We start from the raw sequence: 19373 nt of genomic DNA on the forward strand, positions 1-19373 counted from the left end.
TGCTCGCGAAAGCGCACTGACAGTCAACATTGATGTTGAATGTCATGACACCTTCGCGAGCAAGCCCGCTCCCACATTGGTTATGTGTTGGCAGTTGGAGATTTATTTTGCGGCCGACACGCGCCACACCTTATTGCCCACGTCATCCGCCACCAACAAATCACCCTGCTGGTCAATCACCACGCCCACTGGCCGGCCCATGGCTTTCTCATCTGCGTTGAGGAAACCTGTGAGCACATCGACCGGTTGCCCAGTCGGTTTGCCTCCCGCGAACGGTACGAAAATCACTTTATAGCCACTGTGCGGTTTACGGTTCCACGAACCGTGCTGGCCGACGAACGCCCCTTCCTTGAACTGCGCCGGCAGTCTGTTGCCTTCAGCGAACGTCAGGCCCAACGAGGCGGTATGCGGGCCGACCGCGTAGTCCGGAGCAATGGCCGTGGCCACCAGGTCGGGGTTTTGCGGTTCGACGCGGATGTCGACGTGCTGACCGTAATAACTGTAAGGCCAGCCATAGAACCCGCCGTCCTTCACTGACGTGATGTAGTCCGGCACCAGATCGCTGCCGATCTCGTCACGTTCGTTGACTGCCGTCCACAATGCGCCGCTCCGAGGTTCCCAGGCCAGACCGTTTGGATTACGAATTCCCGAGGCAAAGATCCGATGGTTGCCGGTGGCGCGATCCACTTCCCAGATCGCCGCCCGACCTTCTTCCTTGTCCATGCCGTTTTCGGCCACGTTGCTGTTGGAGCCTACAGTGACGTACAGCTTGCTGCCGTCCTTGCTGGCGATGACGTTTTTGGTCCAGTGGTGATTCAGCGTACCGCCCGGCAGGTCGATCACCTTCATCGGCTGCGACTTGATCGCCGTCTCGCCGTTTTCATAGTGGAAGCGCAGCAAGCGGTCCGTGTCGGCGACGTACAGGTCATTGCCGACCAGGGTCATGCCGAAGGGCGAGTTGAGGTTTTCCAGGAACACCGTACGGGTTTCGGCGATGCCGTCATGGTCCTTGTCCCGCAGCAGCGTGATGCGATTCGGGCTCGGTACTTTGGCGCCGGCACGGTCCATGACTTTGCCCATGACCCAGCCACGAATACCTTTGCCGTCATCGGGTTTGGGTGGTGCGTTGGTTTCGGCCACCAGCACGTCGCCGTTAGGTAATACGTAAAGCCAGCGCGGGTGATCGAGACCTTCGGCAAACGCCGCCACCTGAGTCCCTGTCGCGGCGATAGGCTTCGCGCCGTTCGGCCAGCCAATCGCCGGGGCGATGTTCACTGTCGGGATCAGGGTTTTGTTTGGTTCTGGCAGCTTGGGTGACGGGCCGGTGCCGTCGGAGACTTGCAGCCTGGAGGTTTCACCACAGGCGGCAAGCCCTCCGGCGAGCACGATGACGAGAACGAGCGGGGGCTTGCGCATGCTGATCTTCCCTATGAATGCATTGACCTAATCAATAGAGAAGCGCAAATGCGCGATGGTTCAACCGGTCAGCCGCGGGCTTCCTTGAACAGCACGGCAATGCCGGGGTGATAGTTGCCGGCTTCGTTGCGTAACTTGCGATAGGCATAGGGGAAGTACCAGGCCACCGCGCAGGAGTGTTCCTTTTGCAGGTCGTCGACCATGTCCTGGAGTTCTTCCGGGGTGGCGCTTTGTTGGGCTTTTTGCGGCGCGACGAACAGGCAGCCGAGTTTCAGGTCGCTGGCGTAGCTGATGCGCTTGGCGTCGCTGGTGATGTCCTGCAATGCTTGAGTCAGGTTCAGGCTGTTGACGCGTGGCCAGCGCTGGGTCGCCTGAAGGTAAGCGCGTTCTTCGCTGGTCGCGATAAACAGATCGGCGCGGCCATTGCGTTCGCCTTCCTCGGTCTGCTTACGGGTCGGCGTTTGTTGCAGCGTGATCATTTCTGCCATCCAGGCCGCGGCGGAAAGCAGGCTCAGGTTGGCTTTTTCGTCGAACCAGTAAGGCGTGTCGTTATCGCCGCGCACGGCGTTGTAGCGGTCGATACAGTCAAACCAGCGTTCCAGCACCGGGCGCAGGAATTCCAGCTTCGGATTGCTGATGATCATGCCTTGCATGTGGCTCACCCTTGTTATTGTGTTGTGAGATTGTGGCTCTTTGATATCACTGCTGAGAGTGTGGCACAAGATTGGCGCCAGATAATTGATCGACGGCAGTTATTCGCTCGCAGGCCGCCCGTCTTCAATTGACGCTCCATCCCCAACCCTCTAACCTTCGCGGCTTGTTTCAGGTGCTCTGTGACCTTGGTCGACAGAGTGAAACAGGGAAGCCGGTGAGTGACTCTCTTCACGCGACGAAGAGCCATGATCCCGGCGCTGCCCCCGCAACGGTAAATGAGTGAAGGCTGCGCCTTGAGCCACTGTGTTGATATCAACATGGGAAGGCGCGCAGTCAGGCAAAAAATGCCGCTCATGAGCCCGGAGACCGGCCTGATCCATCCAGCGGCATCACGGTGGGCGATGCCAGGCTTCTTGCCGTCTATTCTTGTGCCTGCCCGCCGTTATCCAGCCTCAACGGAGAGCTCCCCCATGACTGATACCCCCGATCGTGACGAACGTCATCTGGCGCGCATGCTGCGCAAAAAAGCCGTGATCGACGAACGCATCGCCAATTCCCCGAATGAATGTGGCCTGCTGCTGGTGCTGACCGGCAACGGCAAAGGCAAAAGCAGCTCGGCCTTCGGCATGCTCGCCCGGTCCATGGGCCACGGCATGCAGTGTGGCGTGGTTCAGTTCATCAAGGGGCGCAGCAGCACCGGCGAAGAACTGTTCTTCCGGCGCTTTGCGGAACAGGTGCGTTTTCATGTGATGGGCGAGGGCTTCACTTGGGAAACCCAGGATCGCCAGCGAGACATCGCCGCCGCTGAAGCCGCGTGGGCGGTGTCGCGCGAATTGCTGCGTGACCCGTCGATCGGCCTGGTGGTGCTGGATGAATTGAACATCGCGCTCAAGCACGGTTATCTGGATCTCGATCAAGTGCTCAGCGACTTGCAGGCCCGTCCGCCGATGCAGCACGTGGTGGTGACCGGTCGCGGCGCCAAGCCGGAGATGATCGAACTGGCCGACACCGTCACCGAAATGGGCGTGATCAAGCACGCATTCCAGGCCGGGATCAAAGCGCAAAAAGGCGTCGAATTGTGAGTCAACCACGTCATTGCCCGGCGGTATTGATTGCCGCGCCGGCCTCCGGTCAGGGCAAGACCACCGTCACCGCCGCACTGGCCCGTTTGCATCGCAATCAGGGCCGCAAGGTGCGCGTGTTCAAATGCGGCCCCGACTTTCTCGACCCGATGATTCTCGAGCGCGCCAGCGGTGCGCCGGTGTATCAACTCGACATGTGGATGGTCGGGGAACAGGAAAGTCGTCGACTATTGTGGGAAGCCGCCGGCGAAGCCGATCTGATCCTCATCGAAGGCGTCATGGGTCTGTTCGACGGCACTCCGTCCAGTGCTGATCTGGCGCGGCATTTCGGTGTGCCGGTGCTCGGTGTGATCGACGGCACTGCCATGGCCCAGACCTTTGGCGCACTGGCGTTGGGGCTGGCGCGTTATCAGCCGGACTTGCCGTTTGCCGGTGTGCTGGCCAACCGCGTCGGCACCCTGCGTCATGCGCAATTACTTGAAGGCAGCCTGACTGAAGGTTTGCGCTGGTACGGCGCCTTGTCCCGGGAAACCGGGATCGAATTGCCGAGTCGCCATTTGGGTCTGGTTCAGGCCAGTGAGTTGAACGATCTCGACCTGCGCCTCGATGCGGCGGCCGATGCACTGGCCAGCAGCTGCGAGGTCGCGCTGCCACCAGCAGTGGAATTCGCCGCTCCTGATGTGATCGCTGTCGAGCCTCTGTTGGCCGGTGTGCGAATTGCCGTGGCCCGTGACGAAGCGTTTGCCTTCACCTACGGCGCGAGCCTGGATTTGCTGCGAGCCATGGGCGCTGAGTTGCTGTTTTTCTCGCCGATCCGTGATGCGCAATTGCCGCCGGCAGACAGTCTTTATCTGCCGGGCGGTTATCCCGAATTGCACCATGTGGCGCTGTCACAGAACACCACGATGCTGGCCGCAATCCGCGCTCACCATGCGGCGGGGAAACCGATGTTGGCCGAGTGTGGTGGCATGCTCTATCTGCTCGATTCGCTGACCGATGTCGAGGGCACTCGCGCTGAATTGGTCGGCTTGTTGGCCGGTGATGCGGTGATGCAAAAGCGTCTGGCTGCATTGGCGTTGCAGGCGGTCGAATTACCGGAAGGTTCGCTGCGCGGGCACACCTATCACCACTCGCTGACCAGTACCGAGCTTGAACCTATTGCTCGTGGCTTGAGCCCGAACGGTGGGCGCGGGGCAGAGGCGGTTTACCGCGAAGGGCGGATGACGGCTTCTTATGTGCATTTCTATTTCCCGTCCAATCCATCGGCGATTGCCGCGCTGTTTGTGCCTGACCTTCAAGCCGCCTTCGCGAGCAAGTCGAATCGTCGCACCGCCGCTCCCACATTGGACCGCGTTTCTTCAGGCAACACCCTTTCTAATGTGGGAGCGGGCTTGCTCGCGAAGTGGCCATGACGGACAACGCCTTCTCCGAAGCTGAGCGCGCGGCGGTCTACCGAGCCATCGGCGAACGCCGTGACATGCGTCATTTCAGCGGTGGCACGGTCGAGCCCGAGTTACTGCGGCGCCTGCTCGAAGCCGCGCATCAGGCGCCGAGTGTCGGCCTGATGCAGCCCTGGCGGTTCATCCGCATCAGTGATCGGGCCCTGCGCGGCAAGATCCAGCTGTTGGTGGAAGAGGAGCGCATCCGCACCGCCGAAGCCCTCGGCGAGCGCACCGACGAATTCATGAAGCTGAAAGTCGAAGGCATCAACGACTGCGCCGAAGTGCTGGTTGCTGCGCTGATGGATGATCGCGAGCGTCACATCTTCGGCCGTCGCACGATGCCGGAAATGGACATGGCCTCGTTGTCCTGCGCGATCCAGAACCTCTGGCTGGCCTCCCGCGCTGAAGGATTGGGCATGGGCTGGGTCTCGCTGTTCGAGCCGCAAGCGCTAGCGGACTTGCTGGGGTTGCCCGCCGGGGCCAAGCCGTTGGCTGTTCTTTGTCTCGGCCCGGTCAAGGAATTCTATCCGGCGCCGATGCTGGTACTCGAAGGCTGGGCGCAGGCGCGTTCGCTCAGTGAGCTGCTGTATGAAAATTATTGGGGAGTGAGTCAATGAGTGTGGCGTTGTTGAGTGTCGCCGCGGTTGCGCTGGATGCGCTGCTGGGTGAACCCAAACGCTGGCATCCGCTGGTGGCTTTCGGCCGTTTTGCCGACCGCATCGAGCAACGTTTCAATGGTGAAGGTCGCGGCTGGCGCAGTCATGGCGTCACTGCCTGGGTGATCGCGGTGTTGCCGCTGACCTTGCTGGCCACGGCGTTTTCCTGGGCGCCCTATGTCGGCTGGATCGTCGAAATTCTCGTGCTCTATTGCGCCCTCGGCATGCGCAGCCTCGGTGAACACGTCGAGCCGGTGGCCAAGGCGCTGCGCAGCGATGATTTGGACGAGGCGCGCAAACGGGTCAGTTATCTGGTCAGCCGCCAGACCAGCGAACTGGATAAAACCGAAGTCGCCCGCGCCGCCACAGAATCGGTGCTGGAGAACGGCAGCGATGCGGTATTCGCTGCGCTGTTCTGGTTTGCCGTGGCCGGCGCGCCTGGTGTGGTGCTCTACCGTTTGAGCAACACGCTGGATGCGATGTGGGGTTATCGCAATGTACGATTCGAGCGTTTCGGCTGGGCCGCGGCAAAGATCGACGATGTCCTCAACTATATTCCTGCACGCCTGGTGGCGCTGACCTACGCGCTGCTGGGTAAAACCCGACTGGCGCTGAAATGCTGGCGCACCCAGGGCCCGACCTGGGACAGCCCGAATGCCGGTCCGGTGATGGCGGCCGGTGCCGGTGCGCTCGGAGTCGAGTTGGGCGGGGCGGCGATTTATCACGGTGAACTGCATCAGCGTCCGCCACTGGGCGAAGGCGTGCCGGCGGACGCCGACTCCATCGACCGCGGCTGGCAATTGGTCCAGCGCGGGGTATGGTTATGGTTGCTGATCCTCTGCGTGGGGGCTGAATTTTATGCTTGAGCACGGTGGTCGGTTACGCAAGGCAGCGCTCGATTACGGCATTGCCGAAGCCGATTGGCTCGACCTGTCCAGCGGCCTCGCGCCCTGGCCGTTTCCGGTCCCGCAGATCCCGTTGCGGGCCTGGGCGCGGTTGCCGGAAACCGATGACGGTCTGGAGCGGGCGGCCTGTGATTATTACGGCGCTGCTCAGGTGCTGCCGGTGGCCGGCTCGCAAATGGCGATCCAGTTGCTGCCGCGTTTGCGACGGGTCGGCAAGGTCGGCGTGCTCTCGCCGTGTTACGCCGAACACGCCGAAGCGTGGCGCCGTAATGGCTACATCGTGCGTGAAGTGCTGGAGCAGGAAGTCGACTTCTTTCTCGACAGTCTCGACGTGTTGGTGGTGGTCAACCCGAACAACCCAACCGGCCTGAGCCTGACGCCGAGTCGGCTGCTCGACTGGCATTCGCGGCTGGCGCAGCGCGGTGGCTGGCTGGTGGTGGACGAGGCGTTTATGGACAACACGCCGCCGCTGAGCCTGGCACCTTTTGCCAATCAGGTCGGGTTGATCGTGCTGCGTTCCTTCGGCAAGTTTTTCGGCCTGGCCGGTGTGCGCCTGGGTTTCGTACTGGCCGAGCGCAAGTTGCTCAAGTTGCTGGCCGAGCAAGTGGGACCGTGGGCGGTCAGCGGGCCGACGCGGGTGTTGGGGCAGGCCTGTCTGCGGGATACCGAAGGGCATGCCCGGCAACGGGTTCGCGCTGAAGAGGCCAGCGAGCGTCTGGCGCTGCTGCTGGAACAGCACGGTTTCAAACCACAGGGCGGCTGCGCCTTGTTTCAATGGCTGATCACCGACCGCGCCGAAGACCTGCATGAGTTCATGGCTCGGCGCGGCATTTTGCTGCGGTTGTTCACGCACAACAGCAGCCTGCGTTTTGGTTTGCCCGCCGATGACGCGGATTTCACCCGTCTCGAAAAAGCCCTGCAAGCCTACGCCAAGGAAACCCAATGACTACGTTGATGGTGCAGGGCACCACTTCCGACGCCGGTAAAAGCACGCTGGTGACGGCGTTGTGCCGCTGGGTCACGCGTCAGGGCGTCAGCGTCGTGCCGTTCAAGCCGCAGAACATGGCACTTAACAGTGCGGTGACCGCCGACGGTGGCGAGATCGGTCGCGCGCAAGCGGTGCAGGCTCAGGCCGCCAACCTTGAGCCGCACACCGACATGAACCCGGTGCTGCTCAAACCCAACAGCGACACCGGCGCCCAAGTGATCATCCATGGTCGCGCGGTCACGACGATGAACGCGGTCGCGTATCACGACTACAAAGCCATCGCCATGCAAGCAGTGCTGGCCTCCCATGAACGGCTGAGCGCAGCGTATCCAGTGGTCATGGTCGAAGGAGCGGGCTCGCCGGCCGAGATCAATCTGCGTGCCGGTGACATCGCCAACATGGGCTTTGCCGAGGCCGTGGATTGTCCGGTGGTGCTGATCGCCGACATCAATCGCGGCGGGGTTTTCGCGCATCTGGTGGGCACACTGGAACTGCTGTCGCCCAGCGAGCAGGCGCGGGTCAAAGGCTTCATCATCAACCGGTTTCGCGGCGATATCGCTTTGCTGCAACCGGGTCTCGACTGGCTGGAAGCGCGCACCGGCAAACCGGTGATCGGCGTTCTGCCTTACGTGATGGACCTGCACCTGGAAGCCGAGGACGGCATCGATCAGCGTCAGACCGACAAGGCCGACCAGGTGCTGAAAGTGCTGGTGCCGGTGCTGCCGCGCATCAGCAACCACACCGATTTCGATCCGTTGCGCCTGCATCCGCAGGTGGATCTGCAATTCATCGGCCCCGGCCAGGCGATTCCGCCGGCGGACCTGATTATTCTCCCCGGTTCGAAAAGCGTGCGCAGCGACCTCGCGTATCTGCGGGCCAATGGCTGGGACACCGCGATCAGTCGTCATCTTCGTTATGGCGGTAAAGTGCTGGGGATTTGCGGCGGTCTGCAAATGCTCGGCGAGCAGGTACACGACCCGCTAGGCCTCGAAGGCGCACCGGGTTCCAGCGCCGGTTTGGGCTTGTTGGCGTTTGAAACGCAGCTCGAAGAAGAGAAGCAGATGCGCAATGTGCGCGGACGTCTGGCGCTCGAAGACGCGCCGGTCAGCGGTTACGAAATTCATGCCGGCGTCACCACCGGGCCGGCATTGGAAAACGCCGCGGTGCAGCTGGACGACGGTCGCTGCGACGGTGCGCAAAGTGTGGACGGGCAGATATTCGGCACCTATCTGCATGGGCTGTTTGAATCGCCCGCGGCGTGCAGTGCGTTGTTGCGCTGGGCAGGTTTGCAGGCTGTGCAGGAAGTGGATTATCACGCGTTGCGTGAGCGCGATATCGAGCGGCTGGCGGATCTGGTGGAGAAGCATCTGGATACACGGCTGTTGCGTGAGCTCTGCGGGTTTTAGGTTGAATTTGATGGCCTCATCGCGAGCAAGCTCGCTCCCACAGGTGATCGCATTCCAATGTGGGAGCGAGCTTGCTCGCGATGAGGCCCGTCGCCACACCGCCAATTTGAAGGAATGAACCATGCTGCAACTGATCCTCGGCGGCGCCCGTTCCGGTAAAAGCCGCCTGGCCGAAAAACTCGCCTCCGACAGCAATCTGGCGGTGACCTACATTGCCACCAGCCAACCCCTCGACGGTGAAATGAACGAGCGGGTCGCCCATCACCGCGCCCGTCGTCCAGCCGAATGGGCGTTGATCGAAGAGCCTGTGGAACTCGCCCGCATCCTGCGCGAAACCGCCAGTGCCGAACGTTGCCTGCTGGTGGATTGCCTGACGTTGTGGATGACCAATCTGCTGATGCTCGACGACGCCGAGCGACTGTCTGCCGAACGTGATGCATTGCTGGAGTGCCTGGCGTCGTTGCCGGGTGAAATCATTTTTGTCAGCAACGAGACCGGAATGGGTGTCGTGCCGCTGGGCGAATTGACTCGCCGCTATGTCGATGAAGCCGGTTGGCTGCATCAAGCGTTGGCCGAGCGCTGTCAACGCGTCGTCCTGACCGTCGCCGGTCTGCCCCTGACTTTGAAAGGAACTGCGTTATGACTCAATCCTGGTGGCTTAACCCGTGCAAACCGATCGATGCTCAAGCGGTCGAGCAGGCGCAGGCCCGGCAACAACAGCTGACCAAACCGGCCGGCTCCCTCGGTCGGCTTGAGTGGGTGGCCGTGCAATTGGCCGGGATGCAGGGGCAGGTCAAGCCGAGTCTGGATCAGCTGTGGATCGCGATTTTTGCCGGTGACCATGGCGTGGTCGCTGAAGGGGTATCGGCATTTCCCCAGGAAGTTACCGGGCAGATGCTGCACAACTTCGTCAGTGGTGGGGCGGCGATCAGCGTGTTGGCGCGGCAACTCGGGGCATCCCTGGAAGTTGTCGACCTCGGCACGGTCACACCGTCGTTGAATTTGCCGGGCGTGCGGCACTTGAACATCGGCCCGGGCACGGCGAATTTCGTCGAAGGGGCGGCCATGACGCCGGCTCAAGGCGAACTCGCTTTGCAGGCCGGCCGCGACAGCGTGCAGCGCGCCATCGTGGCGGGTGCGCAGTTGTTTATCGGTGGCGAGATGGGCATCGGCAACACCACCGCAGCCAGCGCATTGGCCTGTGCCTTGCTCGATTGCCCGGTGGTACATCTGGCCGGTCCGGGCACGGGTTTGAACGCGGCGGGCGTCAGTCATAAAGCCCAGGTTATCGAGCGCGCTTTGGCGTTGCACAGCGCTCAACGTGGCGATGCACTGCAAACCCTGTTCAACCTCGGCGGTTTTGAAATCGCGGCACTAGTCGGCGCGTATCTGGCGTGTGCCCAGGAAGGCGTCGCGGCGCTGGTGGACGGTTTCATTTGCAGCGTCGCGGCGTTGGTGGCGGTGCGCTTGAATCCTGAATGCCGTCAGTGGCTGTTGTTCGGTCATCGCGGCGTCGAGCCGGGTCATCGTCACGTGCTGGAAACCCTGAACGCCGAACCGCTGCTGGACCTCGGCCTGCGTCTGGGCGAGGGCAGTGGCGCGGCGTTGGCCGTGCCGTTGCTGCGTCTGGCGTGCGACCTTCACGGGCAGATGGCGACGTTCGCCGAGGCCGCCGTGGCGGACCGTCCGGCATGACCTTGCGCCTGGACCTGTTGCGCCACGGTGAAACCGAACTCGGCGGCGGTTTGCGCGGCAGCCTCGACGATGCGCTGACTGAAAAGGGCTGGGCACAGATGCGCGCGGCGGTGGTCGAGTGTGGGCCTTGGGATCGTTTGGTCAGCTCGCCGTTGCAGCGGTGTGCGCGGTTCGCCGAAGAACTCGGCGCACAACTGGGTTTGCCAGTGCAGTTGGATAAAGACCTGCAAGAGCTACACTTCGGCGCCTGGGAAGGGCAGAGCGCTGCGGCGCTGATGGAAACTGATGCCGAGGCGTTGGGATTGTTCTGGGCCGACCCTTATTCGTTTACGCCGCCTCAGGGTGAGCCGGTGGCGGATTTTGCGACGCGGGTGTTGGCAGCTGTTGAGCGCTTACAGGCTACCTACGCAGGCGAGCGGGTATTGCTGATCAGTCACGGCGGGGTCATGCGTTTGTTGCTGGCTCAGGCGCGGGGATTGCCTCGTGAGCAGTTGCTCAACGTCGAAGTCGGCCATGGCGCGTTGTTTTCGCTGACGGTCGAATCCGGCGTGTTGTTAAAGGAAGCGATCTGACCATGTTGCCGTTCTGGATCGCCCTGCAATTTTTGAGCAGTCTGCCGATTCGTCTGCCGGGCATGCCGGAACCACAGGAACTGGGGCGGTCGTTGCTGTTTTATCCGCTGGTCGGCTTGCTGTTCGGCGGGATTTTGTGGGCGTTCAACTGGCTGCTGCTCGGCACCCCGTTGTTGCTTCACGCAGCGCTGTTGCTGACGGTTTGGGTATTGCTCAGCGGCGCGTTGCACCTGGACGGCCTGGCCGACAGCGCCGATGCGTGGCTCGGTGGGTTCGGCGACCGCGAGCGCACGTTGACGATCATGAAGGACCCGCGCAGCGGGCCGATCGCGGTGGTGACGTTGGTGCTGGTGTTGCTGCTCAAGTTCGCTGCGTTGCTGGCATTGATCGAGCAGCAACACGCCGTTGTCCTGATCATTGTCCCGTTGATCGGGCGCAGCGCGATGCTGGGCTTGTTCCTGACCACGCCTTATGTGCGTGCCGGCGGTTTGGGGCAAGCCCTGGCCGATCATCTGCCGCGTTTGGCGGGTAAACGGGTGTTGGCGGTGAGTGCGTTGACGTGTGTTTTGATTGCCGGCCTCAGCGGCGTGTTGGCAGTGGTGCTGGCGGCGTTGGTGTTTGTCTGGCTGCGGCAAGTGATGCAGCGACGATTGGGCGGCACGACGGGCGATACGGCGGGGGCGTTGTTGGAAATCCTTGAAGTCGCGGTGCTGGTGGGATTGGCGATCTGCTGAACTTCCCACATCATGTAACTTGATTTAACACAACCGCGGGTATATACACGCACCATGCTCGACTCCCAATGTTTATGCATCAACCTGCGTCGCGCCGCCCGAGGCGTCAGCAGGCACTACGACGGCGCGCTCGACGGCTTCGGGATCAACGTTGCCCAGTATTCTCTGCTGTGTAATCTGCTGCGTCTGGATAAACCGAGTATTTCCACGTTGGCCGAGGCCATGGGGCTGGATCGCAGTACCTTGGGGCGCAATCTGCGGGTGCTGGAAGGCGAAGGCCTGCTGATGCTGGTCGAGGGCGAAGACATGCGTAACCGCATCGTCATGCTCACCGAGGCCGGTGTTGAGCGCCTGAAAGCGGCCTTGCCCGCGTGGGAAGCGGCGCAACAGCGATTGATTGACCGCCTGGGTGCCGAGAAACGCGAAACCTTGCTGCGACTGCTGGACGAACTGGCGTGATGCCGGTTTTTCCGATCTTAAGCGGGTATATACCCGCTACCGGAGAATAAGAATGACATCGATGTGGCGTACGTGCGGTTGGGTTTTATTGGGGAGTGCGCTGATTCTCGCATTGTCCTTGGGTGTAAGACACGGCTTCGGGCTGTTTCTGGCGCCGATGAGTGCCGAGTTCGGCTGGGGGCGTGAGACGTTTGCCTTCGCCATTGCCTTGCAGAACCTGATCTGGGGCCTGGCGCAGCCATTCACCGGCGCGCTGGCCGACCGCTTTGGCGCCGCGAAAGTGGTGCTGGTCGGCGGTGTCTTGTATGCATTGGGCCTGATGTTCATGGGCCTGTCGGATTCGGCCGTGACCTTGTCCCTGAGTGCCGGCCTGTTGATTGGCATCGGCCTGTCCGGCACCTCCTTCTCGGTGATCCTCGGCGTGGTCGGCCGCGCAGTGCCGCCGGAGAAACGCAGCATGGGCATGGGCATTGCCAGCGCAGCCGGTTCTTTCGGCCAGTTCGCCATGTTGCCCGGCACGCTGGGGTTGATCGGCTGGCTCGGCTGGTCCGCGGCATTGCTGGTGTTGGGCCTGTTGGTGGCGCTGATTGTGCCGCTGGTGAGCATGCTCAAGGACAAGCCGCTGCCGGTGTTCGGCCATGAGCAAACACTGTCCGAGGCCCTGCACGAGGCCTGTTCCCATTCGGGTTTCTGGCTGCTGGCGTTCGGCTTTTTTGTTTGCGGCTTCCAGGTGGTATTCATCGGCGTGCACTTGCCGGCTTATCTGGTGGATCAGCACCTCCCGGCGAGCGTCGGTACGACAGTGCTGGCGCTGATCGGGCTGTTCAACATATTCGGGACATACACGGCGGGCTGGCTTGGCGGGCGGATGTCCAAGCCGCGTTTGCTCACCGGCCTGTATCTGCTGCGGGCAGTGGTGATTGGGTTGTTCCTGTGGGCGCCAGTCACGACGACCACCGCGTACCTGTTCGGCATGGCGATGGGCTTCCTGTGGCTGTCGACCGTGCCCTTGACCAACGGCACCGTCGCGACCTTGTTCGGCGTGCGAAATCTGTCCATGCTCGGTGGGATTGTTTTCCTGTTTCACCAGCTCGGATCGTTCCTCGGCGGCTGGTTGGGCGGGGTGGTGTACGACCGAACCGGAAGCTATGACTTGATCTGGCAGGTAGCGATTCTCTTGAGCCTGTTGGCCGCCGCCCTGAACTGGCCGGTGCGTGAGCGGCCGGTGGCGCGTCTGCAAACACAGATGAGTGCGATATGAACAGTCTCTGGCCGCGGATCGCTGTCGTCGCTGCCTGCGCCTTGCTGCTGGCCCTGTCGTGGTGGGGCTGGCATCAGGGCGGGCTCGCGTTGATGCAACTGGGCATGGGTGCTTGCTAGCAGGCTAGGAGGGCGAGTAACTTCGTTGTTGACGACTTCTCAAGGATGCACCGACATGCTGATGCGCTGGCTCGCTGTTCCCGCGTTACTGGTAGCGTTTAGTGGATGGGCTCAAGCGGCAGAGTGCCCGGACCTTTTGCAAGGCTCGTTGCCCAAGCTGCGCGCCAAGGAATCCATCGACCTGTGCCAGCGCTTCGCCGGAAAACCGCTGGTGGTGGTCAATACCGCGAGCTTCTGTGGTTTTGCCCCGCAGTTCAAGAGCCTTGAGGCACTGAATCAGCGCTACAAGGATCAGGGGCTGGAGGTGGTCGGCGTTCCGTCCAACGACTTCAAGCAAGAGTCCAAGGATGGCGAAGAGACCGCCAAGGTCTGCTATGTGAACTACGGCGTGACGTTCACCATGACTGAACCGCAGAAAGTCCGCGGTGATGATGCGACTCATTTGTTCAAGATCATCACCAAGCAGAGCACCGCGCCGAAGTGGAATTTCTACAAATATGTGGTCGATCGCAAGGGCAAGGTGATCGCCAATTTCTCCAGCCTGACCACGCCTGACGATCCCGAGTTCATCGCTGCGGTGGAGAAAGCCCTGGCCTCGCAACCCTGATCGACACCCGTTAAAAAGCCCCGCCTCTGTACAAGAGAGCGGGGCTTTTTCAATTCAGGCGGCGAGTGAGGAACCGTCAGAAGCGGTAGGTCGCACCGACACCGAAACCGTTCGCACTGTTTTCGTACTTGGCGTTGTAGCTCTGGTTACGAGGGGCACCGTTGCTGTTGTTGACCTTGACCGACTCTTCGCGCAGGTAAGAATACGCTACGTCGATGGTCAGGTCGTCGGTCGGGCTCCAGCCGGCGCCCAGGCTGAAAATCTTGCGATCGCCCGTCGGGATGCGTGGGGAACGGTTTTCGTTGTTGGTCGGTGCCTGGTCAACGGACAGGCCGGTACGCAGCACCCACTGCTTGTTCAACTGATAGGAAGCACCGATGGCGTGAGCCCAGGTGTCGTGCCAGTTCTGCTCTTCAGTGATGGTGCCGAACTGGGGGGCCAGGGCGGCAGGAACACCGCTGTTCTCGACGCTGATTTCCTTCAGGCGGCTCCAGCGAGTCCAGGTGCTGCCTGCGTAGAGGGTCCACTGGTCGTCCAGCTGATGAGTGACCGAGAAGTCGACCGACTCAGGCGTGGTGATATCCAGCGACGCGTCGTACTTCTGGTTCGGGTTCTGACGCAGGTTCGCGAGGAAGCCGTAGTTGACCTTGGTGTTACCCTCAAGCTTGTACTTCACTTTCGAGTGGTAGGTCAGGCCGACGCGGGTGGAGTCGGTGGCTTGAACCAGGATACCGATGTTGTAGCCCAGCGCCGTGTCGTCACCCTTGATCTTGACTTCACCGTCCGGTGCACGTTGGGTCAGCGACAGGTTCGATTCCAGAGTACCGTCGATGCGGTTGATGGTCGGACCGAAACCGATCGACACCTTGTCGTTGAAGGCGTAGCTGACGGTTGGCTGGAGAGTCACGATTTTGACTTCGCTCTTGCTGCCGAAGTATTTGCCGGCGAAGCCGTTCTCGTAGTCGGTCACCAGACCGAATGGAGCGTAGACGCCGAAACCGACTGCCCACTGGTCATCGATTGGCTTTACGTAGTAGCCCATGGGCACGCCCATGAAAGGGACCATGTCACCTTTGTTGGTACCACTATTCGGGCGGGAGCTGGCATCACTGATGTCAGTGTGCGCGTCGATAAATGCAACACCACCGGTCACTTGTTCGCGCTTGAGGCGAGACATGCCGGCAGGGTTGCCAAAAACGGTGGATGCATCGTCGGCAGAAGAAGATCGCCCGGCAAAACCTGTCCCCATCCCGCTGATGCTTTGTTCGTTAAGGGCGAAGCCACTTGCGAAGATTTGGGTGGATGCCAAGGTAACGGCGAGGCTAAGGGTGGTTTTGAGCATTACTTTTTTCATTATTAGAACTCCTGATGATCACCGGGGCGAAAATTACCAACATTTTCGTCCCAGCGCTATAGGCTGTATCGCTTGATTTAGAGCGGTTTTGTAGGACAATCCGACCAAAATCGCAGCAGTTGCGCGATCTTGTGGAAACAGCAGATCAGCAGGCGACCTGATTCAACGATGAAACACAGGTTTGCCAGGCGTAGGTGAAGTCTCTCAGGCGTCCTTGAGGCTGGAAGGTCTGGCGCCAGATACGGGCCATTCCCAGCAGGTCGTCTGCTTCGGGGAGCGGGGTGTTCTGTTCTTCTACCAGCAGCCAGGCGATGGCTGTGGCGTAACGCAGGTTGACGGTCAATTCGAGGTGCGGACCACTCAGGAAAGCATGTTGGCTGGCCAAGCCGCGAACCAGGCTTGCGCGTTCCGGGTCAAGTGCCAGGTAGTGGTCCCACAGTGCCTGATGGCGGGGTTCGGCGATTCGGTACAGGCCGTGTCCACGGCGGTCATGCAGGGCAGTACCAAGGGCCGACTGGCTGGCGGCGACGCCCAGCAGCAGGGATTCGGCAGTTGCGCTATGGCGCCCGAGGTAAATCAATGTCGGGCGGATCACATAACGGCACAGTTCGCTGGCAGCGATACCCATAAAGCCCTCGAAACGTGAAGTGGACGGCGATACCTGAAGGGGCCTTGGCAGCAGTGAATCGAATCAGGCTCGCCGGAAGCGGAACAAGCCGCTTGAGTTGAAGTGTAGTGTCATATTCGCGCCGTAAAGGCCTGTTTTTAAAATATTTCCGGCTGCGAGTTATAACCGTTATATCGGTTAGTGCTTAGGCGGCGGCAGCGAAAACAGAAATTTCTGGCAATAAAAAGCCCCGCTTTTTAAGCGAGGCTTTTGAGGTTTTCAGTCTTTCTGGCGTATCAGGCAACCAGTGCCTGACGGGTACGCTCGATCACGGCCTGCAGCGGCTCGGCGCTGGAGTATTGATCGGGGTACAGGCGTTCGCTGTGACGAGCGATGCCGTGTTCGTTGACCAGAGTGAAGCTGAAGCAGCCTTTGCGAGCAGCCATGATCAGGCAGTTCATTGGTGCAAAAGCGTTGGTTAGGGTGCGAATGGCATCCTGGGTGTGGATTTGAGTAGACATAGTCATTGGGTGTTCCTACAAGCGACACGGATAAGAACCGTGCAAAGTTAAAACGTTCCAGTGACGACGACCACCATTGGTCGAACGAAGAACCCGACTGGAACAAAGCAGCCAGTTTGAAGCGCTGATAAATTGGCGCGCTTGGGCTGGCAGGTAGGTACTTAGGAGGGCAGGCAACACATCAAGGGCAAAGGTTCTGGGCCCGGGGTGAAGATCCTGATCAATTTGCAGGTTGGTTCGGTCAGAGTAAGTGAGCTTCGCAACACCCTTTGCTTTCGATTCAAAGGCTGTGTTGACGCAAGGTTTACCTGGAAACCATCGAGGTGGTCGATCCCGCTTTGTCGGTGGAGGCTTCCTTTGGGAAGGCTGACCGGGGGGATTTGTTCGACCAGAATTGACTTTCAGCTTGGTACTAACGCCGCGGATACTAACGGATTGAATTGCTGAAGGGAAGTGTGTTGGCAAAAAAGTTCTCTGAACGCCCTCATTCAACGTCCGGATTGGCGCTCGGAAAAAGCCGTTAGCCGCAGGACTTGCCCTGTAATAGCACAAATTCCGACTATTGGTAGTCACGGCTCATCGGGCCAGGACCAGCCTGGATCATGGGTTTGCCAAGGTTTATCCCCAGATTCAGGCAAAAAATGCGCCGTAAAAGCGCATCGATATAACTGCCTCGAAGGTACTTGTGCACATAAGTCACGCGGGGTGTCACGCCGCTGTCATCTTCCCTTCAAACGCAGTGGGTGCCTGTAACCAAAATTTAAGTCAATGAAAAACATCGCTTTTTTTTGCTGGTGAAAAAATCGTCAGTTTGACTGCGGGCCCCATTCCATAGGGCTTTGCGAGAGTTCAAAGGCGGTTGTCCACTGAGTTATCCACAGCTTCTGTGGATTGTCCCGAGCGCTTGCTCTAGGACGGGCGTGCCGGGTTTTTTTAGGCTTTACCTGTAAGAAAAAAAGAGTAGAGTGGCGCGCCTTCCGATCTGCCCCACAGTGCTTTATGAAGTTTCGCTGCGTATCAGTCCCTGCAATCTCCACACCTCCCAACGTTACCCCGCCCAAGCGCTTTTCGATGCGTGTGGCCGAGTGGCTGCTGGACAGCCCGCGTCTGGGCGAAAACCCCAACGTCAAACACTTCGCCGGACATTTGCTCAAGCAGCCAGCCCGTGAAGGGGTCGTGGCCGCGCAAAGCCGTCTCGGTCAGCTGATGTGCCGTGAATGCGGGAATGCCCGGGATCGCCGTATCGGCCAGGACCTTTTGCGTTCGGCCGCGCGGGCAGGGGATCGGCGCGCCCAGCAGGAACTGGGTCTGATCGAAGACTGAGCTGTCCAAGACCTGACGCCTTGGTTAACCTTCAAGCTTTATTTCATTGGCAGGAGTGGCTATGGCTATGGACTTGACCAGCGCATTGCTTGGTCTGGCGGGCGCTGCGCTGCCGTTACTGGTACTGGCCTGGCAACTTCAGCGCCGAGCGAGCGCCACGCAGTCAGACGTTGCACTGTTGGAAGAGCGTCTGGCCACCGCCCATTTGGCCCAGGACGGATTGAACGCCCAACTCGAAGCCTGTCGCGATGAAATAGGTGATCTGGGCCAGGCCAACGCCGCCAAACAGGCAGACCTGGCCGCCGTACGCCGTGAAGTCGAACTGTTGCAGATCGAGCGTGACGACGCACGCGATGCCGCCCACGCCTGGAATCTGGAACGCGCCGGCAAAGAGGCTGAGTTGCGTCGTCTGGACGCCCAGGCCGCCTCGCTCAACGCCGAGCTGCGTGAGCAGCAGGAAAGCCATCAGCAGCGCCTCAACGACCTTCAGGGCTCGCGAGACGAGTTGCGAGCGCAGTTCGCCGAGCTGGCCGGCAAGATCTTCGACGAGCGCGAGCAGCGCTTTGCCGAAACCAGTCAACAACGCCTCGGTCAGTTGCTCGATCCGTTGAAGGAACGCATCCAGTCCTTCGAAAAACGCGTCGAAGAAAGTTATCAGGCAGAAGCCCGTGAACGTTTTTCCCTGGCCAAGGAACTGGAGCGGCTGCAACAGCTGAACCTGCGCCTGAGCGACGAAGCCACCAACCTGACCCGCGCCTTGAAAGGCCAGAAAACCCAAGGCAACTGGGGGGAGCTGATTCTTGAGCGAGTGCTTGAACACGCGGGCCTGGAAAAGGGGCGCGAGTACCAGACCCAGGTCAACCTCAAGGGTCCGGACGGTGAGCGTTTCCAGCCGGACGTGATCATTTATCTGCCGGGCGACAAGCAGGTGGTGGTCGACTCCAAGGTCAGCCTCACGGCCTATCAGCAATACGTCGCGGCCGAAGACGATGCCATCGGCCAGATTGCCATCAAGCAGCACGTGCTGTCCTTGCGCACTCACGTCAAAGGGCTGGCCGGCAAGGATTACAAGCGTCTCGACGGTCTGCACAGCCTGGATTTCGTCTTGCTCTTCGTACCGATCGAAGCGGCGTTTTCCGCCGCATTACAGGCTGAGCCGACGCTGTTTCAGGAGGCCTTCGATCGCAACATCGTGATCGTCAGCCCAACCACGTTGCTGGCGACCCTGCGCGTCATCGACAGCCTGTGGAAGCAGGAACGCCAGAGTCAGAACGCCCGGGAAATCGCCGAGCGGGCCGGGTGGCTGTACGACAAGTTCGTGTTGTTCATCCAGGATCTGGATGAAGTCGGCAATCGCCTACAACAATTGGATAAAGCCTACAGCTCTGCGCGCAATAAGCTGACAGAAGGTCGGGGCAATCTGGTCAGTCGTAGCGAGCAGCTCAAGTTGCTTGGCGCGCGGGCGAGCAAGAGCCTGCCCGCAGACTTGCTGGAGCGGGCGATGACGGATGTGGATGGGTTGGCCGAGTTGCCTGAATAAGATCAAAAGATCGCAGCCTGCGGCAGCTACAG

At 60.5% G+C, this 19373-nt stretch carries 21 protein-coding genes and 1 riboswitch; of the genes, 16 read left to right on the plus strand and 5 right to left on the minus strand.

What is annotated here, in order from left to right; genetic code table 11:
- Nucleotides 1-102: 102 nt before the first annotated feature.
- Both CUN63_RS21875 and CUN63_RS21880 read right to left on the minus strand, forming a co-directional pair.
- A complete protein-coding gene (locus CUN63_RS21875; RefSeq protein ID WP_129442328.1) occupies nucleotides 103-1416 on the minus strand; it encodes a sorbosone dehydrogenase family protein in 1314 nt (437 codons plus the stop codon).
- Between the two features lie 68 nt (nucleotides 1417-1484).
- Nucleotides 1485-2069 carry a hypothetical protein gene (locus CUN63_RS21880; protein WP_129442330.1) on the minus strand — a complete coding sequence of 195 codons (585 nt, stop codon included), beginning with the start codon at nucleotides 2067-2069 and terminating at the stop codon, nucleotides 1485-1487.
- Between the two features lie 154 nt (nucleotides 2070-2223).
- Nucleotides 2224-2460, plus strand: a riboswitch (cobalamin riboswitch).
- A gap of 80 nt (nucleotides 2461-2540) precedes the next feature.
- On the opposite strand from CUN63_RS21880, the gene cobO reads away from it, so the two are divergent.
- From cobO to CUN63_RS21945, 14 genes are all read left to right on the plus strand, one after another.
- Entirely contained in the window at nucleotides 2541-3152 is a 612-nt protein-coding gene (gene cobO, locus CUN63_RS21885; RefSeq protein WP_129442332.1) for a cob(I)yrinic acid a,c-diamide adenosyltransferase, read from the plus strand.
- Nucleotides 3149-4564: a cobyrinate a,c-diamide synthase gene (locus tag CUN63_RS21890; protein WP_129442334.1), complete on the plus strand. Its 1416-nt coding sequence runs from the start codon at nucleotides 3149-3151 to the stop codon at nucleotides 4562-4564. Before cobO ends, CUN63_RS21890 begins: the two co-directional genes overlap by 4 nt.
- Nucleotides 4561-5211, plus strand: a complete 651-nt coding sequence (bluB, locus tag CUN63_RS21895; RefSeq protein ID WP_129442336.1) for a 5,6-dimethylbenzimidazole synthase — start codon at nucleotides 4561-4563, stop codon at nucleotides 5209-5211. Before CUN63_RS21890 ends, bluB begins: the two co-directional genes overlap by 4 nt.
- Nucleotides 5208-6116 (plus strand): adenosylcobinamide-phosphate synthase CbiB, encoded by a 909-nt coding sequence (gene cbiB / locus CUN63_RS21900; RefSeq protein ID WP_129442338.1) that lies wholly within the window; start codon nucleotides 5208-5210, stop codon nucleotides 6114-6116. Before bluB ends, cbiB begins: the two co-directional genes overlap by 4 nt.
- Nucleotides 6109-7101, plus strand: a complete 993-nt coding sequence (gene cobD, locus CUN63_RS21905) for a threonine-phosphate decarboxylase CobD (RefSeq protein ID WP_129442340.1) — start codon at nucleotides 6109-6111, stop codon at nucleotides 7099-7101. Before cbiB ends, cobD begins: the two co-directional genes overlap by 8 nt.
- Nucleotides 7098-8549, plus strand: a complete 1452-nt coding sequence (locus tag CUN63_RS21910) for a cobyric acid synthase (protein WP_129442342.1) — start codon at nucleotides 7098-7100, stop codon at nucleotides 8547-8549. Before cobD ends, CUN63_RS21910 begins: the two co-directional genes overlap by 4 nt.
- Before the next feature lie 121 nt (nucleotides 8550-8670).
- The gene (gene cobU, locus CUN63_RS21915; RefSeq protein WP_129442343.1) at nucleotides 8671-9192 is read left to right on the plus strand and encodes a bifunctional adenosylcobinamide kinase/adenosylcobinamide-phosphate guanylyltransferase; all 522 of its coding nucleotides are present in this window, start codon (nucleotides 8671-8673) and stop codon (nucleotides 9190-9192) included.
- Nucleotides 9189-10244 (plus strand): nicotinate-nucleotide--dimethylbenzimidazole phosphoribosyltransferase, encoded by a 1056-nt coding sequence (gene cobT, locus CUN63_RS21920; protein ID WP_129442345.1) that lies wholly within the window; start codon nucleotides 9189-9191, stop codon nucleotides 10242-10244. Before cobU ends, cobT begins: the two co-directional genes overlap by 4 nt.
- Nucleotides 10241-10816: an alpha-ribazole phosphatase family protein gene (gene cobC / locus CUN63_RS21925; protein WP_129442348.1), complete on the plus strand. Its 576-nt coding sequence runs from the start codon at nucleotides 10241-10243 to the stop codon at nucleotides 10814-10816. Before cobT ends, cobC begins: the two co-directional genes overlap by 4 nt.
- A 2-nt stretch (nucleotides 10817-10818) precedes the next feature.
- Entirely contained in the window at nucleotides 10819-11550 is a 732-nt protein-coding gene (locus tag CUN63_RS21930) for an adenosylcobinamide-GDP ribazoletransferase (protein ID WP_129442350.1), read from the plus strand.
- A 54-nt stretch (nucleotides 11551-11604) separates the two neighbouring features.
- Nucleotides 11605-12009 carry a MarR family winged helix-turn-helix transcriptional regulator gene (locus CUN63_RS21935; protein WP_129442352.1) on the plus strand — a complete coding sequence of 135 codons (405 nt, stop codon included), beginning with the start codon at nucleotides 11605-11607 and terminating at the stop codon, nucleotides 12007-12009.
- 52 nt (nucleotides 12010-12061) lie between these two features.
- Nucleotides 12062-13270, plus strand: coding sequence for an MFS transporter (locus CUN63_RS21940; RefSeq protein ID WP_129442354.1), 1209 nt, complete (start codon nucleotides 12062-12064; stop codon nucleotides 13268-13270).
- Nucleotides 13267-13389 carry a hypothetical protein gene (locus CUN63_RS32315; RefSeq protein WP_256657562.1) on the plus strand — a complete coding sequence of 41 codons (123 nt, stop codon included), beginning with the start codon at nucleotides 13267-13269 and terminating at the stop codon, nucleotides 13387-13389. The genes CUN63_RS21940 and CUN63_RS32315 overlap by 4 nt, the downstream gene beginning before the upstream one ends.
- 55 nt (nucleotides 13390-13444) lie before the next feature.
- Nucleotides 13445-13996 carry a glutathione peroxidase gene (locus CUN63_RS21945; RefSeq protein WP_129442356.1) on the plus strand — a complete coding sequence of 184 codons (552 nt, stop codon included), beginning with the start codon at nucleotides 13445-13447 and terminating at the stop codon, nucleotides 13994-13996.
- Between the two features lie 76 nt (nucleotides 13997-14072).
- Here the strand turns inward: CUN63_RS21945 and CUN63_RS21950 are convergent, their stop codons facing one another.
- The 3 genes from CUN63_RS21950 to CUN63_RS21960 all read right to left on the minus strand — a co-directional run bounded on the left by CUN63_RS21950 (nucleotide 14073) and on the right by CUN63_RS21960 (nucleotide 16478).
- Nucleotides 14073-15350, minus strand: coding sequence for an OmpP1/FadL family transporter (locus tag CUN63_RS21950; RefSeq protein WP_129442359.1), 1278 nt, complete (start codon nucleotides 15348-15350; stop codon nucleotides 14073-14075).
- A 145-nt stretch (nucleotides 15351-15495) separates the two neighbouring features.
- Nucleotides 15496-15978, minus strand: coding sequence for a hypothetical protein (locus CUN63_RS21955; RefSeq protein ID WP_129442361.1), 483 nt, complete (start codon nucleotides 15976-15978; stop codon nucleotides 15496-15498).
- 275 nt (nucleotides 15979-16253) lie between these two features.
- A complete protein-coding gene (locus CUN63_RS21960) occupies nucleotides 16254-16478 on the minus strand; it encodes a hypothetical protein (protein ID WP_007898912.1) in 225 nt (74 codons plus the stop codon).
- 999 nt (nucleotides 16479-17477) lie between these two features.
- Between CUN63_RS21960 and CUN63_RS21970 the strand changes: the two genes are divergently transcribed.
- Nucleotides 17478-17801: a sel1 repeat family protein gene (locus tag CUN63_RS21970; RefSeq protein WP_129442364.1), complete on the plus strand. Its 324-nt coding sequence runs from the start codon at nucleotides 17478-17480 to the stop codon at nucleotides 17799-17801.
- 175 nt (nucleotides 17802-17976) lie between these two features.
- Nucleotides 17977-19341: a DNA recombination protein RmuC gene (rmuC, locus tag CUN63_RS21975; RefSeq protein WP_165353327.1), complete on the plus strand. Its 1365-nt coding sequence runs from the start codon at nucleotides 17977-17979 to the stop codon at nucleotides 19339-19341.
- The last annotated feature ends 32 nt before the right edge of the window (nucleotides 19342-19373 follow it).

The sequence above is a fragment of the Pseudomonas sp. ACM7 genome, from assembly GCF_004136015.1.
Lineage (GTDB): Bacteria > Pseudomonadota > Gammaproteobacteria > Pseudomonadales > Pseudomonadaceae > Aquipseudomonas > Aquipseudomonas frigoris.

Bases quoted from the DNA above. Each gene is read 5' to 3' on its own strand.
- CUN63_RS21875 (WP_129442328.1), bottom strand. From the start codon at position 1,416: ATGCGCAAGCCCCCGCTCGTTCTCGTCATCGTGCTCGCCGGAGGGCTT.
- CUN63_RS21880 (WP_129442330.1), bottom strand. From the start codon at position 2,069: ATGCAAGGCATGATCATCAGCAATCCGAAGCTGGAATTCCTGCGCCCG.
- cobO (WP_129442332.1), top strand. From the start codon at position 2,541: ATGACTGATACCCCCGATCGTGACGAACGTCATCTGGCGCGCATGCTG.
- bluB (WP_129442336.1), top strand. From the start codon at position 4,561: ATGACGGACAACGCCTTCTCCGAAGCTGAGCGCGCGGCGGTCTACCGA.
- cbiB (WP_129442338.1), top strand. From the start codon at position 5,208: ATGAGTGTGGCGTTGTTGAGTGTCGCCGCGGTTGCGCTGGATGCGCTG.
- cobD (WP_129442340.1), top strand. From the start codon at position 6,109: ATGCTTGAGCACGGTGGTCGGTTACGCAAGGCAGCGCTCGATTACGGC.
- CUN63_RS21910 (WP_129442342.1), top strand. From the start codon at position 7,098: ATGACTACGTTGATGGTGCAGGGCACCACTTCCGACGCCGGTAAAAGC.
- cobU (WP_129442343.1), top strand. From the start codon at position 8,671: ATGCTGCAACTGATCCTCGGCGGCGCCCGTTCCGGTAAAAGCCGCCTG.
- cobT (WP_129442345.1), top strand. From the start codon at position 9,189: ATGACTCAATCCTGGTGGCTTAACCCGTGCAAACCGATCGATGCTCAA.
- cobC (WP_129442348.1), top strand. From the start codon at position 10,241: ATGACCTTGCGCCTGGACCTGTTGCGCCACGGTGAAACCGAACTCGGC.
- CUN63_RS21930 (WP_129442350.1), top strand. From the start codon at position 10,819: ATGTTGCCGTTCTGGATCGCCCTGCAATTTTTGAGCAGTCTGCCGATT.
- CUN63_RS21935 (WP_129442352.1), top strand. From the start codon at position 11,605: ATGCTCGACTCCCAATGTTTATGCATCAACCTGCGTCGCGCCGCCCGA.
- CUN63_RS21940 (WP_129442354.1), top strand. From the start codon at position 12,062: ATGACATCGATGTGGCGTACGTGCGGTTGGGTTTTATTGGGGAGTGCG.
- CUN63_RS32315 (WP_256657562.1), top strand. From the start codon at position 13,267: ATGAACAGTCTCTGGCCGCGGATCGCTGTCGTCGCTGCCTGCGCCTTG.
- CUN63_RS21945 (WP_129442356.1), top strand. From the start codon at position 13,445: ATGCTGATGCGCTGGCTCGCTGTTCCCGCGTTACTGGTAGCGTTTAGT.
- CUN63_RS21950 (WP_129442359.1), bottom strand. From the start codon at position 15,350: ATGAAAAAAGTAATGCTCAAAACCACCCTTAGCCTCGCCGTTACCTTG.
- CUN63_RS21955 (WP_129442361.1), bottom strand. From the start codon at position 15,978: ATGGGTATCGCTGCCAGCGAACTGTGCCGTTATGTGATCCGCCCGACA.
- CUN63_RS21960 (WP_007898912.1), bottom strand. From the start codon at position 16,478: ATGTCTACTCAAATCCACACCCAGGATGCCATTCGCACCCTAACCAAC.
- CUN63_RS21970 (WP_129442364.1), top strand. From the start codon at position 17,478: ATGAAGTTTCGCTGCGTATCAGTCCCTGCAATCTCCACACCTCCCAAC.